The sequence below is a fragment of the Granulicella sp. 5B5 genome (genome assembly GCF_014083945.1).
GTDB lineage: Bacteria > Acidobacteriota > Terriglobia > Terriglobales > Acidobacteriaceae > Granulicella.
This window is the reverse complement of sequence record NZ_CP046444.1, coordinates 1,079,070-1,101,791: the sequence shown is the minus strand read 5'-3', so window position 1 is coordinate 1,101,791 and position 22,722 is coordinate 1,079,070. Positions and strand designations below refer to the sequence as shown.

Below are 22,722 nucleotides of genomic sequence, written 5' to 3'. Positions count from 1 at the left end.
AGATGTGCTACACTGTGTTCTGTACTCGGCCATAACGACCGGTCCGGGTGCACAGGCAGGTACAATCTGCTGAGCACTTGAGAGCCGTATCTTATTGAAAAGTCAAGAGGGCGAATATGCCAAAGGCGATTTGGAACGGACAGACTATCGCGGAGAGCGATAAGGTAGAGACGATTGAAGGCAACATTTACTTCCCTGAAGAGGCTGTGAACCGGGCATTTTTGAAGCCTAGCTCAACGAGTTCCAATTGCCCCTGGAAGGGACAGGCCCGGTACTACACGGTTCTGGTGGATGGTCAGGAGAACCCTGACGCGGCCTGGTACTACCCCAACCCTAAGCCGGCGGCGAAGTCGGTGAAGCGCCATGTGGCGTTCTGGCGGGGTGTGGAGATCGTGACGACTTAGTTGTGGATTGGCTGTGAAGAGTGGCTCCCTGCGGGGAGCCATTTTTATTGGAAGTAAAGCGGGTGCTTCCCTGTTCTGCAGAGGATGCATCCCCCACTCATCCGCGATGAGACTGCGTGTGAATGGGGCACCCATTTTATCGGAGGGAGAGGACGATTTTGCCGAAGTGGCTGCCGGTTTGCACGTGCTCGAAGGCTGCGCGGGCGTCGGTGAGCGGGAAGACGCGGTCGATGACGGGTTGAGTTTTGCCGACGATGAAGGCGGCGTTCATGCGGGCGAACATGGCGCGGCTGCCGACGTAGATGCCGTGGATGTTGAGGGCTTTGACGAGGGCCTGGCGGGGATCGATGCCGGGGCCATCGGTGCCGGAGAGGACGCCGATGACGTGGATGTGTCCGTTGAAGGCTGCGGCTGAGGCCGAGAGCGGGCAGGTGTTGGCCCCCCCGACTTCGACGACGTGGTCGGCGCCGAGACCGCTGGTGAGGTCTTTGACAGCTTTGTCCCAGGCGGGGGTGGTGCGGTAGTTGATGGTGTCGTCGGCGCCAAGAGCACGGGCGCGCTGGAGTTTTTCGTCCGATGAGCTGGTGACGATGACGCGCGCGCCATGGAGCTTTGCGATTTGGAGAGCGAAGAGCGAGACGCCACCGGTGCCGAGGACGAGGACGGTTTGGCCTGCATGGAGATTGCCTTTTTCGACGAGGGCGTTCCAGGCGGTGAGGGCGGCGCAGGGGAGTGTGGCCGCCTGCTCGTCGGTGAGGTATGTGGGGATATGAATGAGGCCGTCTTCAGAGAAGAGGCGTGCGGTGGTGAAGGCGCCGTCGATGGGGCCGCCGAGAGCGGACTTGCCAGTGGTGGGGGTGAAGGGACCGTCGAGCCAGTCCTGGAAGAAGAGTGAGGCGACGCGGTCGCCAGGCTTGAAGCGTGTGACAGCGGAGCCGACGGCGGTGACGGTGCCTGCGGCGTCGGAGCCGATGGTGCGGGGGAGTTCCATCTTCGGGTTGTAATGGCCGAGGACGACCATGAGGTCCCGGTAGTTGAGGCTGGCGGCGCGTAGCTCGACGAGGACCTCGTGTGGGCCAGGGGCGGCGACTTCGGTGGGGGTGAGGGCGACGTTATCGAGTCCGAAGGCGTTGAGGCGGAGAGAGTGCGCTTGCATGATGGCTCCTTGTCTTGGCGAGAGGTCAGTTTGGCGGTCCCTTCGCCCTCCGAGGCTAAAGCCCCTCTTTTAAATCCGGGATTTTACGGACGGGATAAAGCCCGTCCCCTTCAAAGCCGGCCAAACAGCTCCACTGTCTGTTCCGCTCTTGCTCAAGCGATGAGATGCGGGTCAGTTATGCTGGGACACATGCATGTGAACTGGCTGGTTGTGGGCATTGGCGATATTACGCGGAAGCGGGTGATTCCCGCGATCTTGACCGAAAAGCGCAGTGTGTTGCGCGGGGTGGTGACTCGGGATGCGAAGAAGGCTGAGGTGTATCCGGATGCGGCTGCGTGGGCGACGCTGGATGCGGCGCTGGCTGATGATGCGATTGATGCAGTGTATGTGGCTTCGCCAGTGGTGTTCCATGCGGAGCAGACGATCGCTGCGCTGAAGGTGGGCAAGCATGTGTTGTGCGAGAAGCCGGTCGCGATGAACTATGCGCAGGCTGAGGCGATGGTGGCTGCCGCGGATGCCGCGCAGAGAATGTTTGGGGTGGCGTACTATCGGCGGTTTTATCCAAAGCTGATGCGGGCGAAGGCGTTGATTGCTGCGGGTGCCATTGGGACGCCGGTGTTTGCGGAAGGGATCTATCACGGGTGGCTGGAGAGCGCGGAGCGTGGATGGCTGCGCGATCCGAAGATGGCCGGTGGTGGGCCGTTGTATGACGTGGCTTCGCACAGGATTGATGCGTTGAACTTTTTGTTTGGCAAGCCGGAGCGGGCTGTGGGGCTGCGGTCGAATGCGGTTCATGGGCTGGAGGTGGAGGACTCTGCGACGGCGGTGATGAGCTATGCCGGTGGCGTTCATGCCGTTGTAGATGCAAGGTGGAACTCGCGGGTGGGGCGCGATGAGTTTCGCGTGGTGGGGACGGAGGGGGAGATTGCGATGACTCCGTTGAATGGGCCGGAGATTCGCTGGCCCGGTGGTGCGGAGCAGCTGCCTGTGGCGAAGAATGTGCATCTGCCGCTGATTGAGAATTTTGTGGCGGCGGTGCTGGATGGTGCGGCGTTGGTATCGCCGGGACGTGAGGCGGTGTGGACGGACTGGGCGACGGAGCAGGTGATGCGCGGGTAGTCAGATGCGCTGCGCGTTGAGCATGAGGAAGTCCATGGGCCAAGTGGGCGTGAAGCCGGCGGTGCGTGCCTGCGTGGCTAGCTGCGCATAGTGGCGAATGCCGTGGAAGAGCATATGCAGGAGGATGTCGCGGCGCGCGGCGCGGATCCTGCCGAGGGTGATGGTCTGGAAGTCGAGCGGGTCGTTCCAGTCGTAGGTGTCGTCGGCGAGGAGGGGGCGGATGAGGTCGAAGGCGCGCTGGTGCGTGGCGAAGATCTCGTCGGGTGAGCCGAAGGGAACCTCGTCGTAGCTGCTCTCGGGTTGAGCGGCGAGGCGTTGTGCGTAGCGGAGCTCGACGGCGACGATGTGCTGGAGGACCTGCGCGACGTTGCTGGAGTTGCGGACGTCGCAGGGCACGGCGAGCAGAGCGGGGTGTGCGTGGAGGTGATCGCGCCAACGCTGCGCGGTGAGGTCGTTCCAGCGGAGGAGGTCGTCGACAGGGATGGCGAGAGACATGGTGGCTCCTTTGCAAATGGCAAAGCGAGAGGCGCTGGGCCTCTCGCTTTGCTTTGATGCAGTAGGTGATTAGGCTTTGACGACGGTGCCGTTTTCGACCTTGACCGGGTCAAGGAAGGGCATCGCGGCGCGAAGCTCTGCACCGACTTTTTCGATGGGGTGGTTGCGGTCCTGCGCGCGGAAGGCCTCGAACTCCTTGCGGCCGGAGTTCTGGTCGTCGATGAAGCGCTTGGCAAAGGCTCCGGACTGGATGTCATTGAGGACCTCCTTCATGGCCTGCTTGACGGCTGGAGTTACGATGCGCGGGCCGCTGACATAGTCGCCCCACTCGGCAGTGTCGGAGATGGAGTAGCGCATGTACTCGAGGCCGCCGCGGTACATGAGGTCGACGATGAGCTTGAGCTCGTGGAGGACTTCGAAGTAGGCGAGCTCGGGCTGGTAGCCGGCCTCGACGAGAGTTTCAAAGCCAGCCTTGACGAGGGCGGAGGTGCCGCCGCAGAGGACAGCCTGCTCGCCGAAGAGGTCGGTTTCGGTCTCTTCGGTGAAGGTGGTTTCGAGCACGCCGGCGCGGGTGCAGCCGATGCCCTTGGCGTAAGAGAGTGCGAGCGCGAGGGCGGTGCCGCTGGCGTCCTGCTCGACGGCGACGAGGCCTGGGACGCCGCCGCCTTCGGTGAAGACCTCACGGACACGATGGCCGGGGGACTTCGGAGCGACGAGCGAGACGTCGGCTGTGGCTGGGGGAGTGATGGTGCGAAAGCGGATGTTGAAGCCATGCGCGAACATGAGCGTGACGTTGGGCTTCATGTGAGGCTCGATCTCAGCGTGGTAGACCTTCGCGGCGGTCTGGTCAGGCGTGAGGTTCATGATGACGTCGGCCCACTTGGAGACCTCGGCGACAGAACCGACTTCCAGGCCGGCGAGCTCGGCCTTCTTCGCGTTGGGTGAGCCGGGGCGCAGGCCGACCTTGACGTGCACGCCGGAGTCCTTGAGGTTGAGCGCGTGGGCGTGGCCCTGTGAGCCGTAGCCGATGATGGCGACCTTCTTGGCCTGGATGAGGGAGAGGTCAGCGTCTTGATCGTGGTATGTCTTTGCCATGAGGATTCTCTTTCGTTTGGTTGATGAAGCCGGTGATGGTTTAGGTCGGTGTCAGTTCGAGCAGGAAGCAGGTTCCTCGCTACGCCCGGAATGACAACAAGAAAAGCAAGAGCAAAAACTAATCGTCGAACTCGCTGGGAAGGATGTCTTCCTCGTTGAGAGCGTCGGGGTCGAGGGTGGGAAAGTGTGCTGGCGGCAGCGAGGTGGGGCTGCCGAGCGCCTTGAGGACGCGGCTGGTGTGGTGACCGCGGCGCATGGCCATGCGGCCGGTGCGCGAGACCTCGAGGATGGTGTAATTGGATTCGCCGAGGACCTGGATGAGGCCTTCGATTTTGGAGGCGCTGCCGGTCATCTCCAGCATGATGGACTCGGGTGCGAGGTCGACAACGCGGGCGCGGAAGACCTGTGCGAGCTCGAAGACCTGGGAGCGCGAGTGGAGGCCGTGCGGGGAGTCCGGGCCGACCTGGACCTTGATGAGGCAGAGTTCGCGGATGACGGCTTCGGAACGATTGAGCTCATCGACGTGCACGGTGGTTTCAAGCTTATAGAGCGAGGCGCGGATGCGGTGCGCTGCGTTTTCGGGGGCCTCGCAGACGATGGTCATGCGCGAGGTGTCGGGACGTTCGGACTCGCCGACGGTGAGCGAGACGATGTTGATGCTGAGTCGGCGGAAGAGCGAGGCGACGCGGGTGAGCACGCCGGGTTTGTCTTGAACGAGGGCTACGAAGGTGTGGAGCATAAAGCCTCAGGGAGTAGGGAATAGGGAGCAGGGAATAGATAAACGGATTCCCCGCGAAGTGACAGAGCGCTAGTGCGGACCAGTGGATGCGGCGTCGGCGTTCCAGAGTTCGACCTGATGGTCTTCGTCGTGGAGGAGGACGCCGTCGTCGCGGTTGGGGTTCTTGAAGCTGCCGAGGGTGTAGTCGCCGGCGGCGTGGTAGCTGCCACCGCAGGGTGGGTCTCCAGCGGCGTATTTTTCAGCGGCGCATTTGGAGCCGCGATAGATGTGGAAGAAGACGATGGGGTCGCGGTCGTCGATGAACTTTTGCGGGATGTGGAGCTTGTTGAAGGTGTGAGTTTGTGCGGCGTCATGGAGCTGCCAGACGATGGCTTCGATTTGGTCGTCGGTTGCGTCGTCGCCGGTGACGAGGGTGATGGAGTCTTTGGTCTGGTGGAAGAGCTTGAAGGGTGGTGGTGATGTGGTGGGGTGTGCGGGGTAGGTTTGCGCGGTGGCGGTCACAGGCGTTGAAGTGGTGGCGGGTTTAGGGACAGAGTTGCAGCCGAGGAGTGAGAATGTGCAGATGAAAAGGGTGCAGGCTAAAAGCGCTGGAAGCGCGTTCGATACCAGCCTGAGACGGAGCCCCAGCCCTAGGAAAGAGGTCAAGCGCATACGAGAGGGCTGAAAGTCCGATCTATACTCTCCGCAATGGCTCAATCGCTTGCGTTCCTGCTCGTCCATGTGATCTTCAGTACGAAGGACCGCGTCCCCGTTCTTGATGTGGATGTACGGCCCGATCTTTATGCGTACCTTGCGACTGTTATTCGGAATAACCAATGCGAATGTTTTCGGGTTGGAGGTGTTGGCGATCATGTTCATCTCGCCATTCGCCTGTCCCGCACCGCGAATGTTTCGGATTTGGTTGCGGAACTCAAAGCGTCCTCGTCTAAGTGGTTGAAGAGCCAGTCTCCGAAGCTGACGAAGTTTGCGTGGCAACGCGGGTACGGCGCGTTCTCTGTTGGCCCGTCCGATTTGAATGCGTTGATTCATTACATTGATACGCAGGAGTCGCACCACAAGAAGCAGACGTTTCAGGATGAGTTTCGTGCGTTCCTTGGGAAATACAGGATGGAATTCGACGAGCGTTACCTTTGGGACTGAGGCTGGGATAGATCGGGCTTTCAGCCCTCTGTCCGTTATGGCGGGCGTACCTGGGGCTACGCCCCAGGCTGGTATAGGACGCGCCTTCGGCGCTTTGCCGAACGTGATGGGACACGTTTCAGGTGTCTCATTGAGCAGGACAGAGAATGGGCATGTGCCCGTCTTGCGCTGAAGTCGATTGTTCTTTCGACGTTCCCGCATCATCTATTCATCCTCCGCGGTTTCGAGGAGCGGGTCGTGGGTTGGGCGGCGGACCATTTCGTGGAGGGCGGCGCCGGGGGCGATCATGGGGTAGACGCCGTCTTCTTTTTCTACCTGGAAGTTGATGAGGAAGGGTTTGCCGCTGGTGCGGGCTTTGGTGACGGTCGGGATGACGTCGCTGCGCTTGCTGACGCTGGCGCCCGCGATGCCGTGGGCGGCGGCGAGCATGACGAAGTCCGGCGAGAGGATGGGCGAGGCGGAGTAGTTCTTGTCGTAGAAGGTCTCCTGCCATTGGCGGACCATGCCGAGGAAGCCGTTGTTGATGACGGCGATGTTGATGGCGAGGCCCTCCTGCTGGATGGTGGAGAGCTCGGCGGCGGTCATCTGAAAGCCGCCGTCGCCGGCGATGACCCAGACATCCTTGTGCGGCTGCGCGGCTTTTGCGCCGATGGCTGCGGGCAGCGCGAAACCCATGGTGCCGAGGCCGCCGGAGGTGACGAGCGAACGTGGGGACTCGTGCTTGAAGTATTGCGCTTCCCACATCTGGTGCTGGCCTACGTCGGTGACGATGATCGTGTTTTCGAGGCGGCCTGCGGCCTGGGCCTCGCGCCAGATGTCGTGGATGACGTGCGCGGCGTAGAGGTGGCCATTGTCGGGAAGATTGATGATGTCGCGGACGGCGGCGGAGCCTTTGGATTTGTTGATCTCGGAGAGCCAAGGCGAAGCGGTGGTTGAAAAGGTTTGCGCGGTCGTGGCGGGGCGAACGCCTTCGGGGTTCTTCGACTTCGCGGCGCTCCACTCAGAATGACGGGCTATTTGGGGCAGGAGGATGTTGAGGACCTGCTTGAGGTCGCCGATGAGGGAGACGTCTACGCGGACGTTCTTGTTGATCTCGGAGGGGTCGATTTCGATGTGGATCTTCTTCGAGTTGGGTGAGTAGCTGGCGAGGTTGCCGGTGACACGGTCGTCGAAGCGCATGCCGAAGGCGAGCAGGAGGTCGGCCTGCTGGATGGCGTTGTTGACCCACGACTCGCCGTGCATGCCCATCATGCCGAGCTGCAGGGGGTGTGCCGCGGGGACAGCGCCGAGGCCGAGAAGTGTGCTGGCGATGGGGATCTGCAGGGCTTCGGCGAAGGCGATTACCTCGCGCTCAGCGCCGGATTCGACGATGCCGTGGCCGGCGAGGATGACTGGTTTTTTCGCGGCGAGGATGAGCTCGAGTGCCTGCTTGATCGAAGGCGAGTCGGCGTGGAGCTGCTTGTGCAGCATGGGGTGCGGGCGGTAGGCGGGCGGCGCAGCGGCGTCGAAGTCGTAGACGGCGGTGGCCTGCTGCGCGTCTTTGGTGATGTCGACGAGGACGGGGCCGGGGCGGCCGCTGCGGGCGATCTGGAAGGCCTCGCGGATGGCCGGGGCGATGTCCTCGGCGCGCGTGACGAGGAAGTTGTGCTTGGTGACGGGCAGTGTGATGCCGGTGATGTCGACTTCCTGGAAGGCGTCGGAGCCGAGGACCTTCGACGAGACCTGACCGGTGATGGCGACCATGGGGATGCTGTCGAGCATGGCGGTGGCGAGGCCGGTGACGAGGTTGGTGGCACCGGGGCCGGAGGTCGCCATACAGACGCCTACGCGGCCGCTGGCGCGGGCGTAACCGTCCGCCATGTGCGATGCGCCCTGCTCGTGGCGGACGAGGACGTGGTGGATCGTCGGGAACTTTCTCAGCGCATCATAGATGGGTAGGATCGCGCCGCCGGGGTAGCCGAAGACGGTGGTGGTGCCTTCGCCGGCGAGCGAGGCCCAGAGGATCTCGGCTCCGGTGAGTGTGGGGTGTTGGTTCGCGTTCGTCATATGGTTCCTCCGAGTGTGTCGGATAGCTGCGAGTTTCTGTTCGGCCGGCTGAAGTGGATTGCGTTATCCGTCGAATGCCTGGCTCAGATCAAAGTTGTCGATGGCCTCTTCGAGCGTGGCGTAGACCTTTGCATGAGGGTTGGTGAGCTCGGTGAAGACTTTGTGGCGAAGCTGGACATCCTCTATGTGCTGGCTCATGAAATTCCAGTTGCGATGCACGGAGGCATATGGGCATACAAACCCGCCTCCGGATATGTGCTCGAAGCATTCGAAGATGTAGAAGTGACCGTCGTCGCTGGCGCGCCATACGCGTGTTTCTCGAAAGCCTAGTCCTGTGAGTGCCATAATTTTTCGCTTCCTTTAAGTGGTGATTGCGCCCTTGCTGGCGCTTGAAACGGTGTTGGCATACTTGGCAAAGACGCCGCGTTTGTAAGGGATCTCGCGGGGCTTGACGGTTTTGAGACGGGCGGCGAGCTCTTCGTCGCTGATGTTGAGGGTGAGCTTGCGGTTGGGGATGTCGAAGGTGATGGTGTCGCCTTCGTGGACGGCAGCGATGGGGCCGCCGAGTTGGGCTTCGGGAGCTACGTGGCCGGCCATGAGGCCTCGGGTGGCGCCGCTGAAACGGCCGTCGGTGAGGAGTGCGACGGTTTCAGAAAGTTCGGGGATGCCTTTGATGGCGGCGGTGACGGCGAGCATCTCGCGCATGCCGGGGCCGCCGCGGGGGCCTTCGTAGCGGATGACGAGGACGTCGTTGGGGTTGATCTCGCCGCTCTCGACGGCGGCGAAGCATGCGTCTTCGGAGTCGAAGACGCGAGCGATGCCGGTGTGGTGCAGGCGCTCGTGGCCGGCGACTTTGACTACGCAGCCTTCGGGTGCGAGGTTGCCCTTGAGGATGACGAGGCCGCCGGTCTTCTTGAGCGGAGCGGACCAGGGGAGGATGATCTGTTGGTCCTTGGTCTCGGTGGCGGTGGTGGCTTCTTCGCGGACGGTCTTGCCGGTGACGGTGGGTGTGTTGCCGTGGAGCAGACCTTTTTCGACGAGGCGCTGCGCGAGCAGGCGCGAGCCGCCGGCGTTCTGGTAGTCCTTGGCGACGTACTTGCCGCCGGGCTGGAGGTCGCAGATGAAGGGCGTTTTCTCGCTGATGGTGTCGAAGTCGTCGACGTTGAGTGGGATGTTGAGCTCGTGCGCGATGGCGATGAGGTGAAGCACGGCGTTGGTGCTGCCGCCAGAGGCGCAGACCGCGGAGACAGCGTCTTCGAGCGATTCGCGGGTGATGATCTGCGAGGGCTTGAGGCCGCTGCGAGCGAGGTCCATGACGAGCTTGCCGGCTTCGCGGGAGGCGGCGTGTTTTTCCTGGCTCATGGCGGGGACGCCGGTGAGTTGGATGGGAGAGATGCCGAGGAACTCGCCGGCCATCGCCATCGTGTTCGCAGTGAACTGGCCGCCGCAGGCACCGGCGCCGGGGCAGGCTGTGGACTCGGCCTCTTCGAGCTGCGCGTCGGAGATTTTGCCGGCGGCGTGTGCGCCGATAGCCTCGAAGACCTGCTGGATGGTGATGTCGATCTCTTTCTTGCTGCCGGGTTCGGGCGTCTTGCCGTCGGTGCCGACGTGCATGTGCCCCGGAGCGATGCTACCGCCGTAGAGCATGAGCCCCGGGATGTCGAGGCGGGCGAGGGCCATGATGGCGCCGGGCATGTTCTTGTCGCAGCCGGCGATGCAGACAAGGCCGTCGAAGGCGTTGCCGCGGGCGACGAGTTCGATGCTGTCGGCGATGAGGTCGCGGGAGATGAGCGAGGCCTTCATGCCTTCGGTGCCCATGGTGATACCGTCGGAGATGGTGACGGTGTTGAACTCCATGGGTGTGCCGCCAGCGGCGCGGACGCCTTCCTTGACAGCCTCGGCGACGTCGCGGAGGTGGTAGTTGCAGGGGCCGACCTCGGTCCAGGTGTTGGCGATGCCGATGATGGGCTTGGAGAGGTCTTCTTTGGTGAAGCCGACGCCGCGGAGCATGGCGCGGGCTGCGGCGCGGTTGGGGCCTTCAGTGAGGACGACGGAGTTTGTCTTGCCGGGAGTGGACATCTACATTCCTTTTCTAGAAGCAAGTGCAAAAGCAAAGGCGTTCCCGCAAAGTTCGCGAAGGAAAGCGCAAAGTTTCGCACCGGTCTTATGCTGCGGGTTGGGATTTGGGTGCTGACCAGAACTCTTCGTTGTGGCGTGCTTCGTAGGTGTTGAGTTTGTCTTCGTGGAGCAGGGTGAGGCCGATGTCGTCGAGGCCGTTGAGGAGGCAATGCTTGCGGAAGGGGTCGATGTCGAAGTGGGCGGAGAAACCTTCGTTGTCTGTGACGGTCTGCTGCTCGAGGTTGATGGTGATCTCGTGCTTGGGGTTCGCGGTGCTGCGGGCGAGGAGTGTCTGGACTTCATCTTCGGTGAGGCGGCAGAGGATGATGCCGTTCTTGCCGGCGTTGGAGAAAAAGATGTCGGCGAAGGTGGGGGCGATGACGGCGCGGAAGCCGTACTGGTTGATGGCCCAGGCAGCGTGCTCGCGGGAGCTGCCGCAGGCGAAGTTGCGCTCGGCGATGAGGATCTCGGAGCCCTTGTATTCGGGCTTGTTGAGGATGAAGTCGGGGTTGGGGGTGGTGTTGCCCTGCGCGTCGAAGTTGTAGCGCCAGTCGTAGAAGAGGAAGTCGCCGTAGCCGGTGCGCTCAATGCGCTTGAGGAACTGCTTGGGGATGATCTGGTCGGTGTCGATGTTGGGCAACGGCAGCGGAGCGGCGGTGCTGGTGAGAATGTTGATCGGCGTCATGATGATCCTCGGTAGTGCGGGCATCCGTGAAGGCATACCCTAGGGGCTAAAGCCCCAAAACTTTCTGCGGTTATGAGACCCGAGGCTAAAGCCTCGGGCTACCTGATCGTGCGTTAGGACTTCCAGTTGCGAACGTCGGTGAGGTGGCCGGTGATGGCTGCGGCTGCGGCCATCTCGGGTGAGAGCAGATGGGTGCGGCCACCGCGGCCTTGGCGCCCTTCGAAGTTGCGGTTCGAGGTAGACGCGCAGCGCTCGCCGGGTGAGAGGATGTCGGGGTTCATGCCGAGGCACATGCTGCAGCCGGGTTCGCGCCACTCGAAGCCCGCGGACTTGAAGACGAGGTCTAGGCCTTCTTCTTCAGCCTGCTTCTTGACGACCTGTGAGCCGGGGACGACCATTGCGCGGACGGTGGTCGCTACCTTGTGGCCTTTGACGATGCTGGCGGCGGCGCGGAGGTCTTCGATGCGGCCGTTGGTGCAGGAGCCGAGGAAGACGGCGTCGATCTGGATGTCCTCGACCTTGAGGCCGGGTTGCAGCCCCATGTACTCGTAGGCGCGTGTGAAGCTCTTGCGGTCGGCGTCGGTGGCGGCAGTGTCGAGTGTGGGCACGGTGCCGTCGATGGTGGTGACCATGCCGGGGGAGGTGCCCCAGGTGACGCTGGGTGCGAGTTTCGTTGCGTCGATGGTCATCTCGCGGTCGAAGGTCGCGCCGGGGTCGGTGGGGAGCGTGCGCCAGTGCGCGACTGCCTCATCCCATGCTGCGTCCTTCGGCGAGAAGCGGCGGCCCTTGAGGTAGGCGAAGGTGGTTTCGTCGGGAGCGATCATGCCGGCGCGGGCGCCTGCTTCGATGCTCATATTGCAGATGGTCATGCGGCCTTCCATGGAGAGGGCGCGGATGGCGGTGCCAGAGTACTCGATGACGTGGCCGGTGGCGCCGTCGGTGCCGATGCGGCCGATGATGTCGAGGATGATGTCCTTGGCGGTGACGCCGAATGGCAGGTCGCCTTCGACGTTGATGCGGAAGGTTTTCGGCTTGGACTGCGGCAGCGTCTGTGTCGCCATGACGTGCTCAACTTCGCTGGTGCCGATGCCGAAGGCGAGCGCACCGAATGCGCCGTGGGTGCTGGTGTGCGAGTCGCCGCAGACGATGGTCATGCCGGGCTTGGTGGCGCCGAGTTCGGGGCCGATCATGTGAACGATGCCCTGCGAGCGGTCCTGCACGTCGAAGAACTCGATGCCGAAGTCGGCGCAGTTCTTGCGGAGCGCGTTGACCTGCGCGTTGGCGATCTGGTCAGCGATGACGAGGCGGTCCTGCACGGATGTGGTGGGGACGTTGTGATCGACGGTGGCGATGTGGCGCTCGGGATGGCGGAGCTTGCGGCCCGCGATGCGCAGGCCCTCGAAGGCTTGCGGCGAAGTGACCTCGTGGACGAGCTGGAGGTCGATGTAGAGGATGGTGGGCTCGCCAGCGGGCTCGGTGACGACGTGCTGCTGCCAGACTTTTTCGAAGAGGGTGCGGGGTGCGGTAGCGTTGCTCATAGGATTCGTAGTGGTTCGGGTGCTGCGGTGCTAGTTGTCGGTTGGTGCGGGCGTGACGGTATCGATTTGCGGCGGTAGTGTGTTGGCGCCGACGGCGCTGGGGTTGAGAGATTGTGCGGAGCCGGTGGGTTCGACGAGCAGGGCCTGGGTGACGTGCGGGACGAGGCGGTGCGCGGCGGCGAGGCGGGCGCTCCAATCAGAGATGCCGGTGGTGAGAGCGAGCGGTAGCGCGTTGGGGTCGAGGTTGTGGTTAGAGAAGAGCCAGAGCGTGTAGGCGGCTCCGGGTTGGTTGGAGGCGCGGCCTTCTGCGACCCACATGGTGGCGGCGAAGACCATGAGCGGGCCGGTGTGTGATTCGGGATGACCGAGGTCGATCCAGAGCAGGCCGGCGGAGGGACAGAAGCTGGGCACGCAGCCGTCGATGGAGATGTAGCGCGCGTCCTTTGTGGTGACTTCGCCGTATTGCGAGAGGAAGAGGGGGATGATGGTGGCGAGTGCGGGTCGATGTTGCGGGTCGACGCCCCACATGGCTTGCGGCTGCTTGAACTCGCGGTGAAGCATGTCCTGAAAGCGGGAGTCAACGCGGAGGTCAGAGGCGCGGCCGATGGGATCGGGCCGCGTGAAGGGCCAGAGCCATTGCAGGTCGTCGGTGACCTGCGGGTGAATGTGTTGCGGCGGCTGTGGTGGCGGGGCGACGAGGTTGTCGGGGTTACTGACCTGCGCGCGGACGCTGGCTGCTGTGAGTAGGAGAGCGGCGGCGAGTTGGAGAGCGGTTCGCATGATTGAGATCGTTCATCCCACCTTAGCGACGATGAAACTGTCGCGAAGATGGGGCACCCAAAGGTCGTGCTTTAGACGGCGTGGAGCGATTGCTGGCGGTCGATGGACTCGGCGAGTGCGCTGTGGACGAGCTTGCCCATCTGCTGCGTGGTGACGTTGGCTGCGGTGTTGCCACGGGCGATGTCGCTGGTGCGATGACCCTGCGCGAGTACCTTGTTCACGGCGGCTTCGATGGCCTTGGCTTCCTGCTCGAGGCCGGCGGAGTGACGGAGCACCATCGCCGCGGTGAGGATGGCGCCGAGAGGGTTGGCCTTGCCCTGGCCGGCGATGTCCGGTGCGGAGCCGTGGACGGGCTCGTAGAGATTGACCTTTCCGCCGATGGTGGCCGAGGGCAGCATGCCGAGCGAGCCGCTGATGACGCCGGACTCGTCGGAGAGAATGTCGCCGAAGAGGTTCTCGGTGAGTACAACGTCGAAGTTGCGCGGCGTGTTCATGAGATGAATCGCCATGGAGTCGACGAGCTGGTGCTCGACGGTGACGTCCGGGTACTGGCTCTTGAGCTCGTCGACGGTGGCGCGCCAGAGCTGTGAGCACTCGAGTACGTTGGCTTTGTCGACCTGTGTGAGCTTTTTGCGGCGCTTCTGCGCGAGCTGGAAGGCGATGTGCGAGACGCGCTCGACTTCGGCTTTGGTGTAGCGCATGGTGTTGATGGCCTCGCCGGTGTCCTTGTTCCACCAGCGCGGCTGGCCGAAGTAGAGGCCGCCGAGGAGCTCGCGGACGAAGAGAATATCGACGCCTTTGGTGACCTCGGGTCGCAGCGGCGAGTTTTCGCTGAGGGCTTCGAAGGCGAGGCACGGACGCAGGTTGGCGAAGCCGCCGAGGACCTGGCGGATCTGCAGCAGGCCGGCTTCGGGGCGCTTGTCGGGGGTGAGGGAGTTGAACTTGTTGTCGCCGACGGCACCGAGGAGGACGGCGTCGGAGTCGAGGCAGGTGTCGATAGTGGACTGTGGCAGAGGTGTGCCGTTGGCCGTGATGGCGACGCCGCCGATGAGGGCGTCGGTAAAGATGAACTCGTGTCCGCCCGCTTCAGCGATGGCCGTGAGGATGTTCTGCGCTTCGCGGGTGACTTCGGGGCCGATGCCGTCGCCGGCGAGGATTGCGATCTTGAGCTTCATGGATGGTCCTTTAGTGGCGGTGGAAGAGAAGCAGATTCCCTTCGGGGAATGACAAGCAAAAAGGAGCTACGCGATGGCGGTCTCGCGGGCGGTGAGCAGCGCGAGGATGTCCTGGTCGTAGATGAGCTTCTTGCGGTCGGCGAGGTCGGTGAAGCGCTCGTAGACGACGCTGAGTTCTTCCCTGGATAGCGTGTGACCGAGCTCTTGCAGGCGATGCTCGAGTGCTTTGCGGCCGCTATGCTTGCCGAGGACGATGTTCTGGCCCATGTAGCCGACCGACTCGCGAGTCATGATCTCGTAGGTGAGCGGGTTGGCGAGCACGCCGTGCTGGTGGATGCCCGCCGCATGCGCGAAGGCATTGGCGCCGACGATGGCCTTGTTGGGCGCAGCGCCGAAGCTGATGCAGGCGGTGAGCATCTGGCTGGTCTTGAAGATCTCGGTCATGACGATGTTGTTGGTGTAGGGCAACTTGTCTTTGCGCACCATGAAGAGCGCGGCGAGCTCTTCGAGAGCAGCGTTGCCGGCGCGTTCGCCGATGCCATTGACGGCGCACTCCACCTGGCGGACGCCAGCTTCGACGGCTGCGATGGAGTTGGCGACGGCGAGGCCGAGGTCGTCGTGGCAGTGCGCGGAGAGAACGATGTCCTTTGCGCCGGGGACGCGGTCGAGGACCATGCGGAACATCGCGGCGTAGTCCTGCGGGATGCAGTAGCCGACGGTGTCGGGCAGGTTGAGCGTGGTGGCGCCGGCCTGGATGGCGACTTCGCAGACCTTGACGAGGAACTCGGGGTCAGTGCGGGTGGCGTCTTCAGGGGAGAATTCGACGTCGTCGACGTAGGTCTTCGCGAGGGCGACCATCTCGCCGATCTGCTCGAGTGCCTGCTCGCGGGTGATCTTGAGCTTGGCGGCCATATGCAGGTCGCTGGTGGAGAGGAAGGTATGGATACGGCTCTTCTTCGCAGGCTCGACGGCCTTGGCCGCGGCTTCGATGTCCTCACGCTTGGCGCGGGCGAGCGAGGTGATGCGCGGCGCGGAGTCAGAGTTACCGACCTGGCGTGCGATGTCACGGACGCTCTCGAAGTCGCCGTGGGAGGCGATGGCGAAGCCGGCTTCGAGGACATCGACACCGAGCGCGGCGAGCTGATGAGCCATGCGGAGCTTCTCGTCATGGTGCATGGTGCAGCCGGGTGACTGCTCGCCGTCGCGCAGGGTTGTGTCGAAGAAGATGACCTGATTGCTTGAACTCATGGACAATTTTTCTCCATCCATACAGCTTGATGGACTTAAGCATAACCTGCCCTTATGCTAAGTGCGAGATGTATATCGATTTCTAATGATGGTATAGGCCGTTGATAGAAGCGCAACAGTGGCTGCGCAGGAAAGGCCCTACGGATGGACCTGTTTCAACTGGAGACGTTCCTAGCAGTGGCGGAGGAGCGGAGCTTTTCGCGGGCCGCCACGAGGCTGCATCGGACGCAACCGGCAGTGAGCCAGGTGATTGCGAAGCTGGAGGCTGAGCTTGGCGAGTCGCTGCTGGAGCGCACAGCCGGGAACCTGACCGACGCGGGAGAGGTGTTGCGCGAGTATGCGCAGAAGCTGCTGAACCTGCGGCGGGATGCGGAGTCGGCGCTGGTGGACCTGCGGTCTCTGCATACGGGCAAGCTGAATGTGGCGGCGAACGAGTACACGTGCCTGTATCTGCTGCCGGTGCTGGACGCGTTTCGTAAGCAGCATCCGAGGATCAAGGTGGCGGTGCAGCGTGCGCTGGCGAGCCGAATCTCGGACGAGTTGTTGTCCCATTCGGTGGAGCTGGGCGTGATCAGTTTTCGACCGGAGGATGCGCAGGTGCGGTCGACGGTGGTGTATCGGGATGAACTGGTGTGCATTGTGAGCCCGGGACACCCGCTGGCGAAGGCGCGGAAGGCGACGATCGCACGGCTGGGACGGGAGCCGTTTGTGGCGCATAACGTGCCCTCGCCGCTGCGGCAGAAGGTGATTGCGAGCTTCAAACGGCACAAGACGCCGCTGCAGATGGAGGTGGAATTGCCTTCGCTGGATGCGATCAAACGGTTTGTGCAGCGCGGCAATGGCGTGGCCCTGGTCCCGAAGCTGACCGTGGAGAGCGAGTTGGAACTGGGAACCCTGGTGGCGATTTCTGTGCCGGAGCTGATGTTCGAGCGAAAGCTGAGACTGGTATACCGGCGCCATGCGGCGCTGTCTCATGCGGCCCGGGCGTTCTTGAGGGTGGTGGAGGCGCATGCAGCCCAACACGGCGATCCATTCTGCTTTCAGGCGGAGCGGACCGATGGCGGGCACCTTTGATGAATGCAGATGGAGAGTCGTAGCAAGAAGTAAAGATATCGGAAGAACTCGGAACACTTTGGTGGAGTAAGCCGTCTCTCTTGGAAGCAGTGAGTCTGGAGTTGCCCGAGGGCATCTCGATCTTTTGAGAGAAAACGGAGTCAGCGATGAAGACGAATGGGAAGATGTGGGGGCTACGCCTGGCTGTATTGCTGTGCGGAGCCGGGTTGGTTGTTGCGTCGGCGAGGGCGCAGGATGCTCCGCCCCCGTCACAGGATGGTCAGCAGCAGGGTGGTCGCGGTATGCGGATGGATCCCAGCCAACGTGCGGCGATGCTACAGAGGCAGCTGGGTCTGACCGATGATGTTACGGCCAAGGTGAAGGACATCTTTACGGACGGTACGGCCAAGATGGAGGCATTACGCGGCAACAGCTCGCTGTCGCGCGACGATATGCGGACGCAGATGATGGCGATCCACACCGACGAGACGACCAAGGTTAAGGCACTGCTGACGCCGGACCAAGCCGCCAAGTATGACGAGATGGAGTCACATCGCCGTGGCCGGGGCATGGGCGGTCCTCCGCCGGACGGTGGCGGCCAACCGCCGCAGCAGTAAGAATTAAGCTGAAGAGGCCTCTTTGGAGGCCTCTTTTTCTTTGTGCGCGGATAGGAGGTTTGCACCTCTCCTTTCTGGCGGTCTTGCGTCCAAGCGTATAAGCCGTAGCTCTGTGGATAGAGTTCGTTCTGCACGACGGAAATATAGTCCGGTCAGCAGAGAATCGCGGTGGTGTACGTTCGATGGACAGCGCAGCAGGTACAATTGAACGAAGATTGCGTTGCGGCCCCCGGGAATCTGTACTGAATTACGAGGCCTGGGTTTGACGTGGACCGGCAGCGCGAATGCGAAGGGATTTCAGTAAGCATGAAGAAGATGATGTTGCTCGGCGCGTTGCTGGTTTGCGCCGCAGGTGTGGGACACGCGCAGGAGAGCCGGCAGGATGCCAGCCTCAGTTTTATGGGAGTCTACGCGAACGACGTTTATGGTCTGACCGTAGAGCCGATGCATACCACCTCTACGGGCGGCATACTGGCGAGCTATCGTTATGATCTGACACCGAGGAGCCAGCTGGAACTGAACTACTCGTGGGCGCAGAATTCGATTCTCTACCATAGCGCCTCTTTTCCAGTGGGAGAGGTGCATACCCGCCAGCAGGAGATCACAGGCGCCTACGTGTATACACGCAGCTACCACAACTGGAACCCGTTCCTCGAGGCCGGCGTCGGTGGCTATATCTTTACACCGATCCTGGATAGCGGGACGCACCAGAGCCCCAGCAAGCAGAACACCAACATTGGTGCACTGTTCGGCGGCGGTGTGGCGTACGAGATCAGCCCGAGCTTCGACGTGCGTGTGCAGTATCGCGGGTTCCTGATGAAGACGCCTGATTTCGGCCAGGCGCAGGCTGGCTTCAAAACGAACCGCTACTACGTGCTGATGACGCCCGCCCTGGGTATTGCGTACCACTTCTAAAGCTGCACAGCGGCTGTAAAGCATGCCCCGGCGGTCTTCCGCCGGGGCATGCTTTGTCTGCAGCGCCCATGCCTCCCCCCGGTATTTGGCCTAAGATCCGGAGCGGATTGAGGTTAGGGCTGTATACCCTTTAGTGCAAACTTTGGTGGGGCAGATAGGTGGATGGCGATCATGGCCCGCAATGGAAAACCCCGGCTTGATGCCGGGGTTTTCACTTCCATCTTCATTATAGAAGGTGTGTCAAGAGATGATTCTTACGGATGCCGCGATGGACGCCCATGGGGTAGATACTGGCCGGAGCGGTGGTTCCATCAGCGGCTACTGTGTGGTCATTGGCCTGACGAATGAGCGGAGGCCTCGCAAATGCGAGGCCTCCGCAATACATCCAGTTGCGACCCCTTCAGCTTACTGCTGCGGGGGGTTAGAGGTACCTGTTGTAGGTGCGGCGGCGGTGTTACCGGCCGGAGCTGCGGCAGGTGCAGCAGCAGGAGCGCCAGTTGAAGAGGCGGCCGGCGGTGCCGCCGGAGCCGCCGCGGCCGGGGGCTGCCAGTAGCTGAGCTTGAGGTAGACCGGGGTGACTTCGAACGGTAGCTTGTCGCGGGCGCTCAACAGCGGCTCGTAGGCCGAGTGCATCTGGATGACCTGGTCAGTCCAGGGATCGAAGCGGAGGAAGGCGCCGAGGGGCATGGCGGCCTGCTGCTTCAGGTCTGTGTCATTGAGCTTGGGGCCCTTGCTGACGATGGCCTGCATCCAGAAAGTCCCGTCGGGCTTGAGGAGGCTGTCGCCGATCTGCGGATCGGTGAGCGCCTTGAGGCCCTTGAGGCGGGCCTGCAGCTGCTGGAGATAGAGGCCGAAGTACTGCTGCCCGTCGGCGAGGTCCTTGACGCTGAGTAGCTCCATCGCCTTCTTAGCAGCAGCTTCGTTGTCGGCCTCGGTGTGGTGCATGGGCAGCTTCTGGAAGGCCGACTCAGAGGGGAAGAGCAGGCGGTCCGAGAAGGCGTACTTGGTGTCGATGTGGTGACCGAGGATGATGTGCGCGACCTGGAAGGCGAGCAGAGCGTTCAGGTTGCCCATCTGCTGCGCGCCGTCGGTGGTCTGGATGGCGGTGGTGTCGATGAGGCTCTTGGACAGCAGGATGGTGTTGCCGACAGCGATGGACTCCAGCGGCTCGGTGAGCAGGATGCGCACCTTAAGTGGTCGGGAGACCGGAATATTGTTGTAGGCCAGGATGTTGTTGGCCAAGGCGGCGAGGGTTTTGTCGAAGTCCGAGGGCGCGTCAATGAGGCCTGCGGTGAAGAGACGGTCGATGACGTTGTCCTCGGCCTGCTGAATCCACTCACGTTCTGCGCCCAGAGGGCTGACGTCGGAGGCCTGCGCAGACTCGTCCACGGCACCCTCTACTTGCAGGGATGCCTCGTCGGAGTCCTGGGCGGGGGTCTTGAGGCTATAGCCCCAAATGTAGTTGATGGCTTTGAACTCGAGCGAGTGGGTGGCGCTCTTGGGGTCGGTCTCTTCGACGTAGACCGAGGTGGGCATCCAGAGGCCCTCCTGCACGTTGGTGCGCCAGGAGTCGAAGTGGAAGAACTGACGGTTTGCGGTGCCGCCGTCGAAGTCTCCGTTGAAGCGGACGATGTTGCCGCCGTTGCGCTCGATCCAGATACGCCCGGCAAAGCGGCCGTAGGCGTTGTGCTTGGTGGGCTGGACGTCGAAGACCATGGTCGGCACAGTGCCGAGGAAGTCGTTGCGCAGGTAGGAGAAGGTGTACGTGGAACGGTTGAAGTTGGAAGAGTCAACCAGCAACATCTGCACAAAGCCGGACTCATGATAGGTGAGGTGCAGGGCGGCGGAGAGGCCGGCGATGTAGCCAAGGGAGTGCTTGAAGAAGCTGCCCTTCTTGCTGTCGGTGCGGTCTCCGCGGGCGTAGCTGGTGTCGTTGATGACCTTGGAGAAGTTAACGCGACCGAGGAAGTGGAGGTCGGCGTCGGGTGTCTGCCCCATGACCGGGTCGGGACGCATGTTCTGGATGTAGGTCTCGACGATGGGGGTGCGTTCTTTGAGGGTTTTGACGACCAGAGCCTCACGCGCGACGGCCTTGTCGATGAGGGCGCTCTGTGCGGGGGTCAGCTTGCGAACCTCCTGCTGGGTCTGCTTTTTCTTCCCGATAGGGAAGGCTGAAGCCGGAAGACAGAGTACAAGCGAAAGAGCAGCGGCAATCGAGGCAGTGAGTTTTGTTGTGAAATTCATAAGTGGTTTAGACTCCTAAGCTTAATGGTGCAAGTACCCCTGCGGAAATCGTTCGGTAATCTGGCCGTTCAGGCTTTTTGGGAACCCGCGATACCCAAAAACGGATTTGCCATAAGCATACGTGAACCCGGGCAAAATCCCTTCAATTCGTACTCTGGTGAGAATTAGCTCAATTGGAAGTTAACGACGACGGTACCTTCCCAGTCGACCGGCCTGCCGTTGGCATCCACGGCGGGCTTGAAGCGGGTGGCAAGGGTGGCTTGCCGGGCGGACTGGTCAAGGCCGTGGCCGAGGCCGCGGACGACGCTGATGACCTCAACACCACCTTCCGCAGTGACACGGATCTTGAGAGCGACATTACCCTCAATGCGCATTGCCCTCGCTTCAGCCGTATAGGTGGGGGTGGGCTTGTAGATCACCTTGGGCGGCGACGCAACAGCCGAGGTTGGCGAGATCACCTTAGGCGAAGAGGGGGGAGCAACCGTGCCGCCAAGGGTGACGGGCCGGACCGCAGCGACTGAGTTGGAGTGACCGTTGAGGTTAGTGCCGCCAGGCAGGCCGCTACCGAAGTTGACCTTGGTGGCGTGCGGACCGCTGCCGTTACCTTGCATACCCGGCATGCCGGCGTTGAGGTTGACGTTAGCCACAGCCGGGCCGGAGGTGACGATGGGGCTGGTGGTGTTCCCCATGCGCACAGCCGTGGGATGCGGATCGTTGTTGGGGATGGACGCAGCCTTGGGGTTGCCGAGGTTGACGATCTTGGGAGCCGGGGGGGCCATTACCTTGACCTCGGGAGCCGGAGGCAGAGGCTTAGGAGGAGCGGGCTGAATTTTGACGATCTCCGGCAGTTTCTCCGGCGGCGGAGGCGTCTTGATCTTGGGCGGTGTCGGCAGCTCCCTGGGCGGCATCACCGGGGGATTCCTCGGTGGTGGTGGCGGTGGGGGCTTGGGGGCCGGAGGCGGCAGGTAGATTTCGGCCAGCTTCTTTGCGGCGACGGGGTTGTTCTTGATGACCAAACCGAGAATGACGATGGTCAGCAGAATCGAGAGGTTGATGCCTATAGAGATAAATGCTGCGCTCTTGCTGCGCTTGCCATCATCCAGCACGCCAAAGTGGCTGAATTGAACGTCTCTCGGATTAGGATCGGCACTGCGGAGTGGCTTCGGCATGCAGGTCAAAGTTCCTTCTGGAGTGATTCAGTAAATAGGGCCCGTACGGTGCTTCTTCTCCCGGTTGAGATAGAGCTTGCTGAAAATCCACAAAAACCCCGCGTAACGTGTTTACGTTATCGGTGGATTTGCGGATTTTCAGCATCCTGGCCGAGTGTTGTTTCAACTTATTAGTTCTGAATATCCGTCCCGACGCTATTCACCACTAGGGGTACGGAAATTTCTCGCCATGCATCGTTTAGCATGTCACGGAAGTATGGATACTCAATAAACCGTTTCTACACTATGTATCCAATTCGCAACCATATGACTAAAGTGACCCGCTACCGTTAGTACATAGGAGACCTTCTGATGGGAATTGTGTTGCACGTGTGGCGAGATATGTTTCAGCTCCCGATTCCATTGCTTGAAAAAGTTTTGCGGCCGGTCATTGTGTATCTATGCCTGATTGTCTTTCTACGATTGTTCGGCAAACGAGAACTGGCGCAGCTCAACCCTTTTGACCTTGTGGTGCTGCTTTCGTTATCGAATACGGTGCAGAATGCGATCATCGGAGATGACAACTCGGTGACGGGCGGGATCATCGGCGCATTTGCGCTGTTAGCAATCAACTGGTTACTTATGTGGGTGTTGTATCGGACTCCAAAGCTGACGAAGACGCTGGAGGGCAGCAGTTCAACGATCATTCGAGACGGCGTTGTTGATGAGATGGAAATGAAACGGCAAACTCTGTCACCGGAGGACCTGGCGAGCGTGTTGAACAAGAATGGGTTTAACGATGTCTCCCAGGTGGATTTATGTGTGCTGGAACCGAACGGCACCTTTTATGTAAAGGGAAAGAGCCCGTCTTTCGAGCAGATTGAGCGCGGGGAGATCATGGCGGTGCTGGAGGAGTTGAGCAACGAGGTACGCTCCCTGCGGCGAGAGCTCGAGTCGCGGAGGTAAAGAGCGGACGGTACGAAGGAACGCGATTCGGTCGGCAGAGC

22 protein-coding genes are annotated in these 22,722 nt (G+C 61.8%); 7 read left to right on the top strand and 15 right to left on the bottom strand.

Annotated features, from left to right (window positions below; all coding sequences use genetic code 11):
- Positions 1–116 precede the first annotated feature (116 nt).
- The gene (locus GOB94_RS04745) at positions 117–404 is read left to right on the top strand and encodes a DUF427 domain-containing protein (protein ID WP_182277731.1); all 288 of its coding nucleotides are present in this window, start codon (positions 117–119) and stop codon (positions 402–404) included.
- A gap of 136 nt (positions 405–540) precedes the next feature.
- On the opposite strand, the gene GOB94_RS04740 is transcribed toward GOB94_RS04745, so the two are convergent.
- A complete protein-coding gene (locus GOB94_RS04740; RefSeq protein ID WP_182277730.1) occupies positions 541–1,560 on the bottom strand; it encodes an NAD(P)-dependent alcohol dehydrogenase in 1,020 nt (339 codons plus the stop codon).
- A gap of 177 nt (positions 1,561–1,737) precedes the next feature.
- Between GOB94_RS04740 and GOB94_RS04735 the strand changes: the two genes are divergently transcribed.
- Positions 1,738–2,679, top strand: coding sequence for a Gfo/Idh/MocA family oxidoreductase (locus GOB94_RS04735; RefSeq protein WP_182277729.1), 942 nt, complete (start codon positions 1,738–1,740; stop codon positions 2,677–2,679).
- Here the strand turns inward: GOB94_RS04735 and GOB94_RS04730 are convergent, their stop codons facing one another.
- The 4 genes from GOB94_RS04730 to GOB94_RS04715 form a co-directional block, all read right to left on the bottom strand.
- Positions 2,680–3,174 carry a DinB family protein gene (locus GOB94_RS04730; RefSeq protein ID WP_182277728.1) on the bottom strand — a complete coding sequence of 165 codons (495 nt, stop codon included), beginning with the start codon at positions 3,172–3,174 and terminating at the stop codon, positions 2,680–2,682.
- 69 nt (positions 3,175–3,243) lie between these two features.
- A complete protein-coding gene (ilvC, locus tag GOB94_RS04725) occupies positions 3,244–4,269 on the bottom strand; it encodes a ketol-acid reductoisomerase (RefSeq protein WP_182277727.1) in 1,026 nt (341 codons plus the stop codon).
- Between the two features lie 118 nt (positions 4,270–4,387).
- Positions 4,388–5,008 carry an acetolactate synthase small subunit gene (gene ilvN / locus GOB94_RS04720; protein WP_182277726.1) on the bottom strand — a complete coding sequence of 207 codons (621 nt, stop codon included), beginning with the start codon at positions 5,006–5,008 and terminating at the stop codon, positions 4,388–4,390.
- A 69-nt stretch (positions 5,009–5,077) separates the two neighbouring features.
- Entirely contained in the window at positions 5,078–5,659 is a 582-nt protein-coding gene (locus tag GOB94_RS04715; protein WP_182277725.1) for a hypothetical protein, read from the bottom strand.
- 36 nt (positions 5,660–5,695) lie between these two features.
- Here GOB94_RS04715 and tnpA point away from each other — a divergent pair, with 36 nt between their 5' ends.
- Complete coding sequence (gene tnpA, locus GOB94_RS04710) at positions 5,696–6,148, top strand: IS200/IS605 family transposase (protein WP_182277724.1); 453 nt, start codon at positions 5,696–5,698, stop codon at positions 6,146–6,148.
- Between the two features lie 204 nt (positions 6,149–6,352).
- On the opposite strand, the gene ilvB is transcribed toward tnpA, so the two are convergent.
- The 8 genes from ilvB to GOB94_RS04675 form a co-directional block, all read right to left on the bottom strand.
- The gene (gene ilvB, locus GOB94_RS04705; protein WP_182277723.1) at positions 6,353–8,194 is read right to left on the bottom strand and encodes a biosynthetic-type acetolactate synthase large subunit; all 1,842 of its coding nucleotides are present in this window, start codon (positions 8,192–8,194) and stop codon (positions 6,353–6,355) included.
- A 63-nt stretch (positions 8,195–8,257) separates the two neighbouring features.
- On the bottom strand, positions 8,258–8,392 hold the full coding sequence (locus tag GOB94_RS16795) for a hypothetical protein (protein ID WP_255484240.1): 135 nt from the start codon (positions 8,390–8,392) through the stop codon (positions 8,258–8,260).
- A 162-nt stretch (positions 8,393–8,554) separates the two neighbouring features.
- Positions 8,555–10,273, bottom strand: coding sequence for a dihydroxy-acid dehydratase (ilvD, locus tag GOB94_RS04700; RefSeq protein ID WP_182277722.1), 1,719 nt, complete (start codon positions 10,271–10,273; stop codon positions 8,555–8,557).
- 85 nt (positions 10,274–10,358) lie between these two features.
- Positions 10,359–10,997 carry a 3-isopropylmalate dehydratase small subunit gene (leuD, locus tag GOB94_RS04695; protein ID WP_182277721.1) on the bottom strand — a complete coding sequence of 213 codons (639 nt, stop codon included), beginning with the start codon at positions 10,995–10,997 and terminating at the stop codon, positions 10,359–10,361.
- A gap of 113 nt (positions 10,998–11,110) precedes the next feature.
- A complete protein-coding gene (gene leuC / locus GOB94_RS04690) occupies positions 11,111–12,535 on the bottom strand; it encodes a 3-isopropylmalate dehydratase large subunit (RefSeq protein WP_182277720.1) in 1,425 nt (474 codons plus the stop codon).
- Positions 12,536–12,565: 30 nt separating this feature from the next.
- Positions 12,566–13,315, bottom strand: coding sequence for a hypothetical protein (locus GOB94_RS04685; protein ID WP_182277719.1), 750 nt, complete (start codon positions 13,313–13,315; stop codon positions 12,566–12,568).
- Positions 13,316–13,386: 71 nt separating this feature from the next.
- On the bottom strand, positions 13,387–14,490 hold the full coding sequence (gene leuB / locus GOB94_RS04680; RefSeq protein ID WP_182277718.1) for a 3-isopropylmalate dehydrogenase: 1,104 nt from the start codon (positions 14,488–14,490) through the stop codon (positions 13,387–13,389).
- Between the two features lie 66 nt (positions 14,491–14,556).
- Positions 14,557–15,738 (bottom strand): 2-isopropylmalate synthase, encoded by a 1,182-nt coding sequence (locus tag GOB94_RS04675; RefSeq protein ID WP_182277717.1) that lies wholly within the window; start codon positions 15,736–15,738, stop codon positions 14,557–14,559.
- Between the two features lie 144 nt (positions 15,739–15,882).
- On the opposite strand from GOB94_RS04675, the gene GOB94_RS04670 reads away from it, so the two are divergent.
- The 3 genes from GOB94_RS04670 to GOB94_RS04660 all read left to right on the top strand — a co-directional run bounded on the left by GOB94_RS04670 (position 15,883) and on the right by GOB94_RS04660 (position 18,323).
- Positions 15,883–16,812 carry a LysR family transcriptional regulator gene (locus GOB94_RS04670; protein WP_182277716.1) on the top strand — a complete coding sequence of 310 codons (930 nt, stop codon included), beginning with the start codon at positions 15,883–15,885 and terminating at the stop codon, positions 16,810–16,812.
- A gap of 146 nt (positions 16,813–16,958) precedes the next feature.
- Positions 16,959–17,408, top strand: a complete 450-nt coding sequence (locus GOB94_RS04665; RefSeq protein WP_182277715.1) for a hypothetical protein — start codon at positions 16,959–16,961, stop codon at positions 17,406–17,408.
- A 306-nt stretch (positions 17,409–17,714) separates the two neighbouring features.
- Complete coding sequence (locus tag GOB94_RS04660) at positions 17,715–18,323, top strand: outer membrane beta-barrel protein (RefSeq protein ID WP_182277714.1); 609 nt, start codon at positions 17,715–17,717, stop codon at positions 18,321–18,323.
- A gap of 405 nt (positions 18,324–18,728) precedes the next feature.
- Here GOB94_RS04660 and GOB94_RS04655 read toward each other — a convergent pair whose 3' ends face one another.
- Together GOB94_RS04655 and GOB94_RS04650 are read right to left on the bottom strand one after the other, a co-directional pair.
- Positions 18,729–20,567, bottom strand: a complete 1,839-nt coding sequence (locus GOB94_RS04655) for a hypothetical protein (RefSeq protein WP_182277713.1) — start codon at positions 20,565–20,567, stop codon at positions 18,729–18,731.
- Positions 20,568–20,731: 164 nt separating this feature from the next.
- Complete coding sequence (locus tag GOB94_RS04650) at positions 20,732–21,736, bottom strand: energy transducer TonB (protein ID WP_182277712.1); 1,005 nt, start codon at positions 21,734–21,736, stop codon at positions 20,732–20,734.
- Positions 21,737–22,087: 351 nt separating this feature from the next.
- On the opposite strand from GOB94_RS04650, the gene GOB94_RS04645 reads away from it, so the two are divergent.
- Positions 22,088–22,681 carry a YetF domain-containing protein gene (locus tag GOB94_RS04645; RefSeq protein ID WP_220464995.1) on the top strand — a complete coding sequence of 198 codons (594 nt, stop codon included), beginning with the start codon at positions 22,088–22,090 and terminating at the stop codon, positions 22,679–22,681.
- The last annotated feature ends 41 nt before the right edge of the window (positions 22,682–22,722 follow it).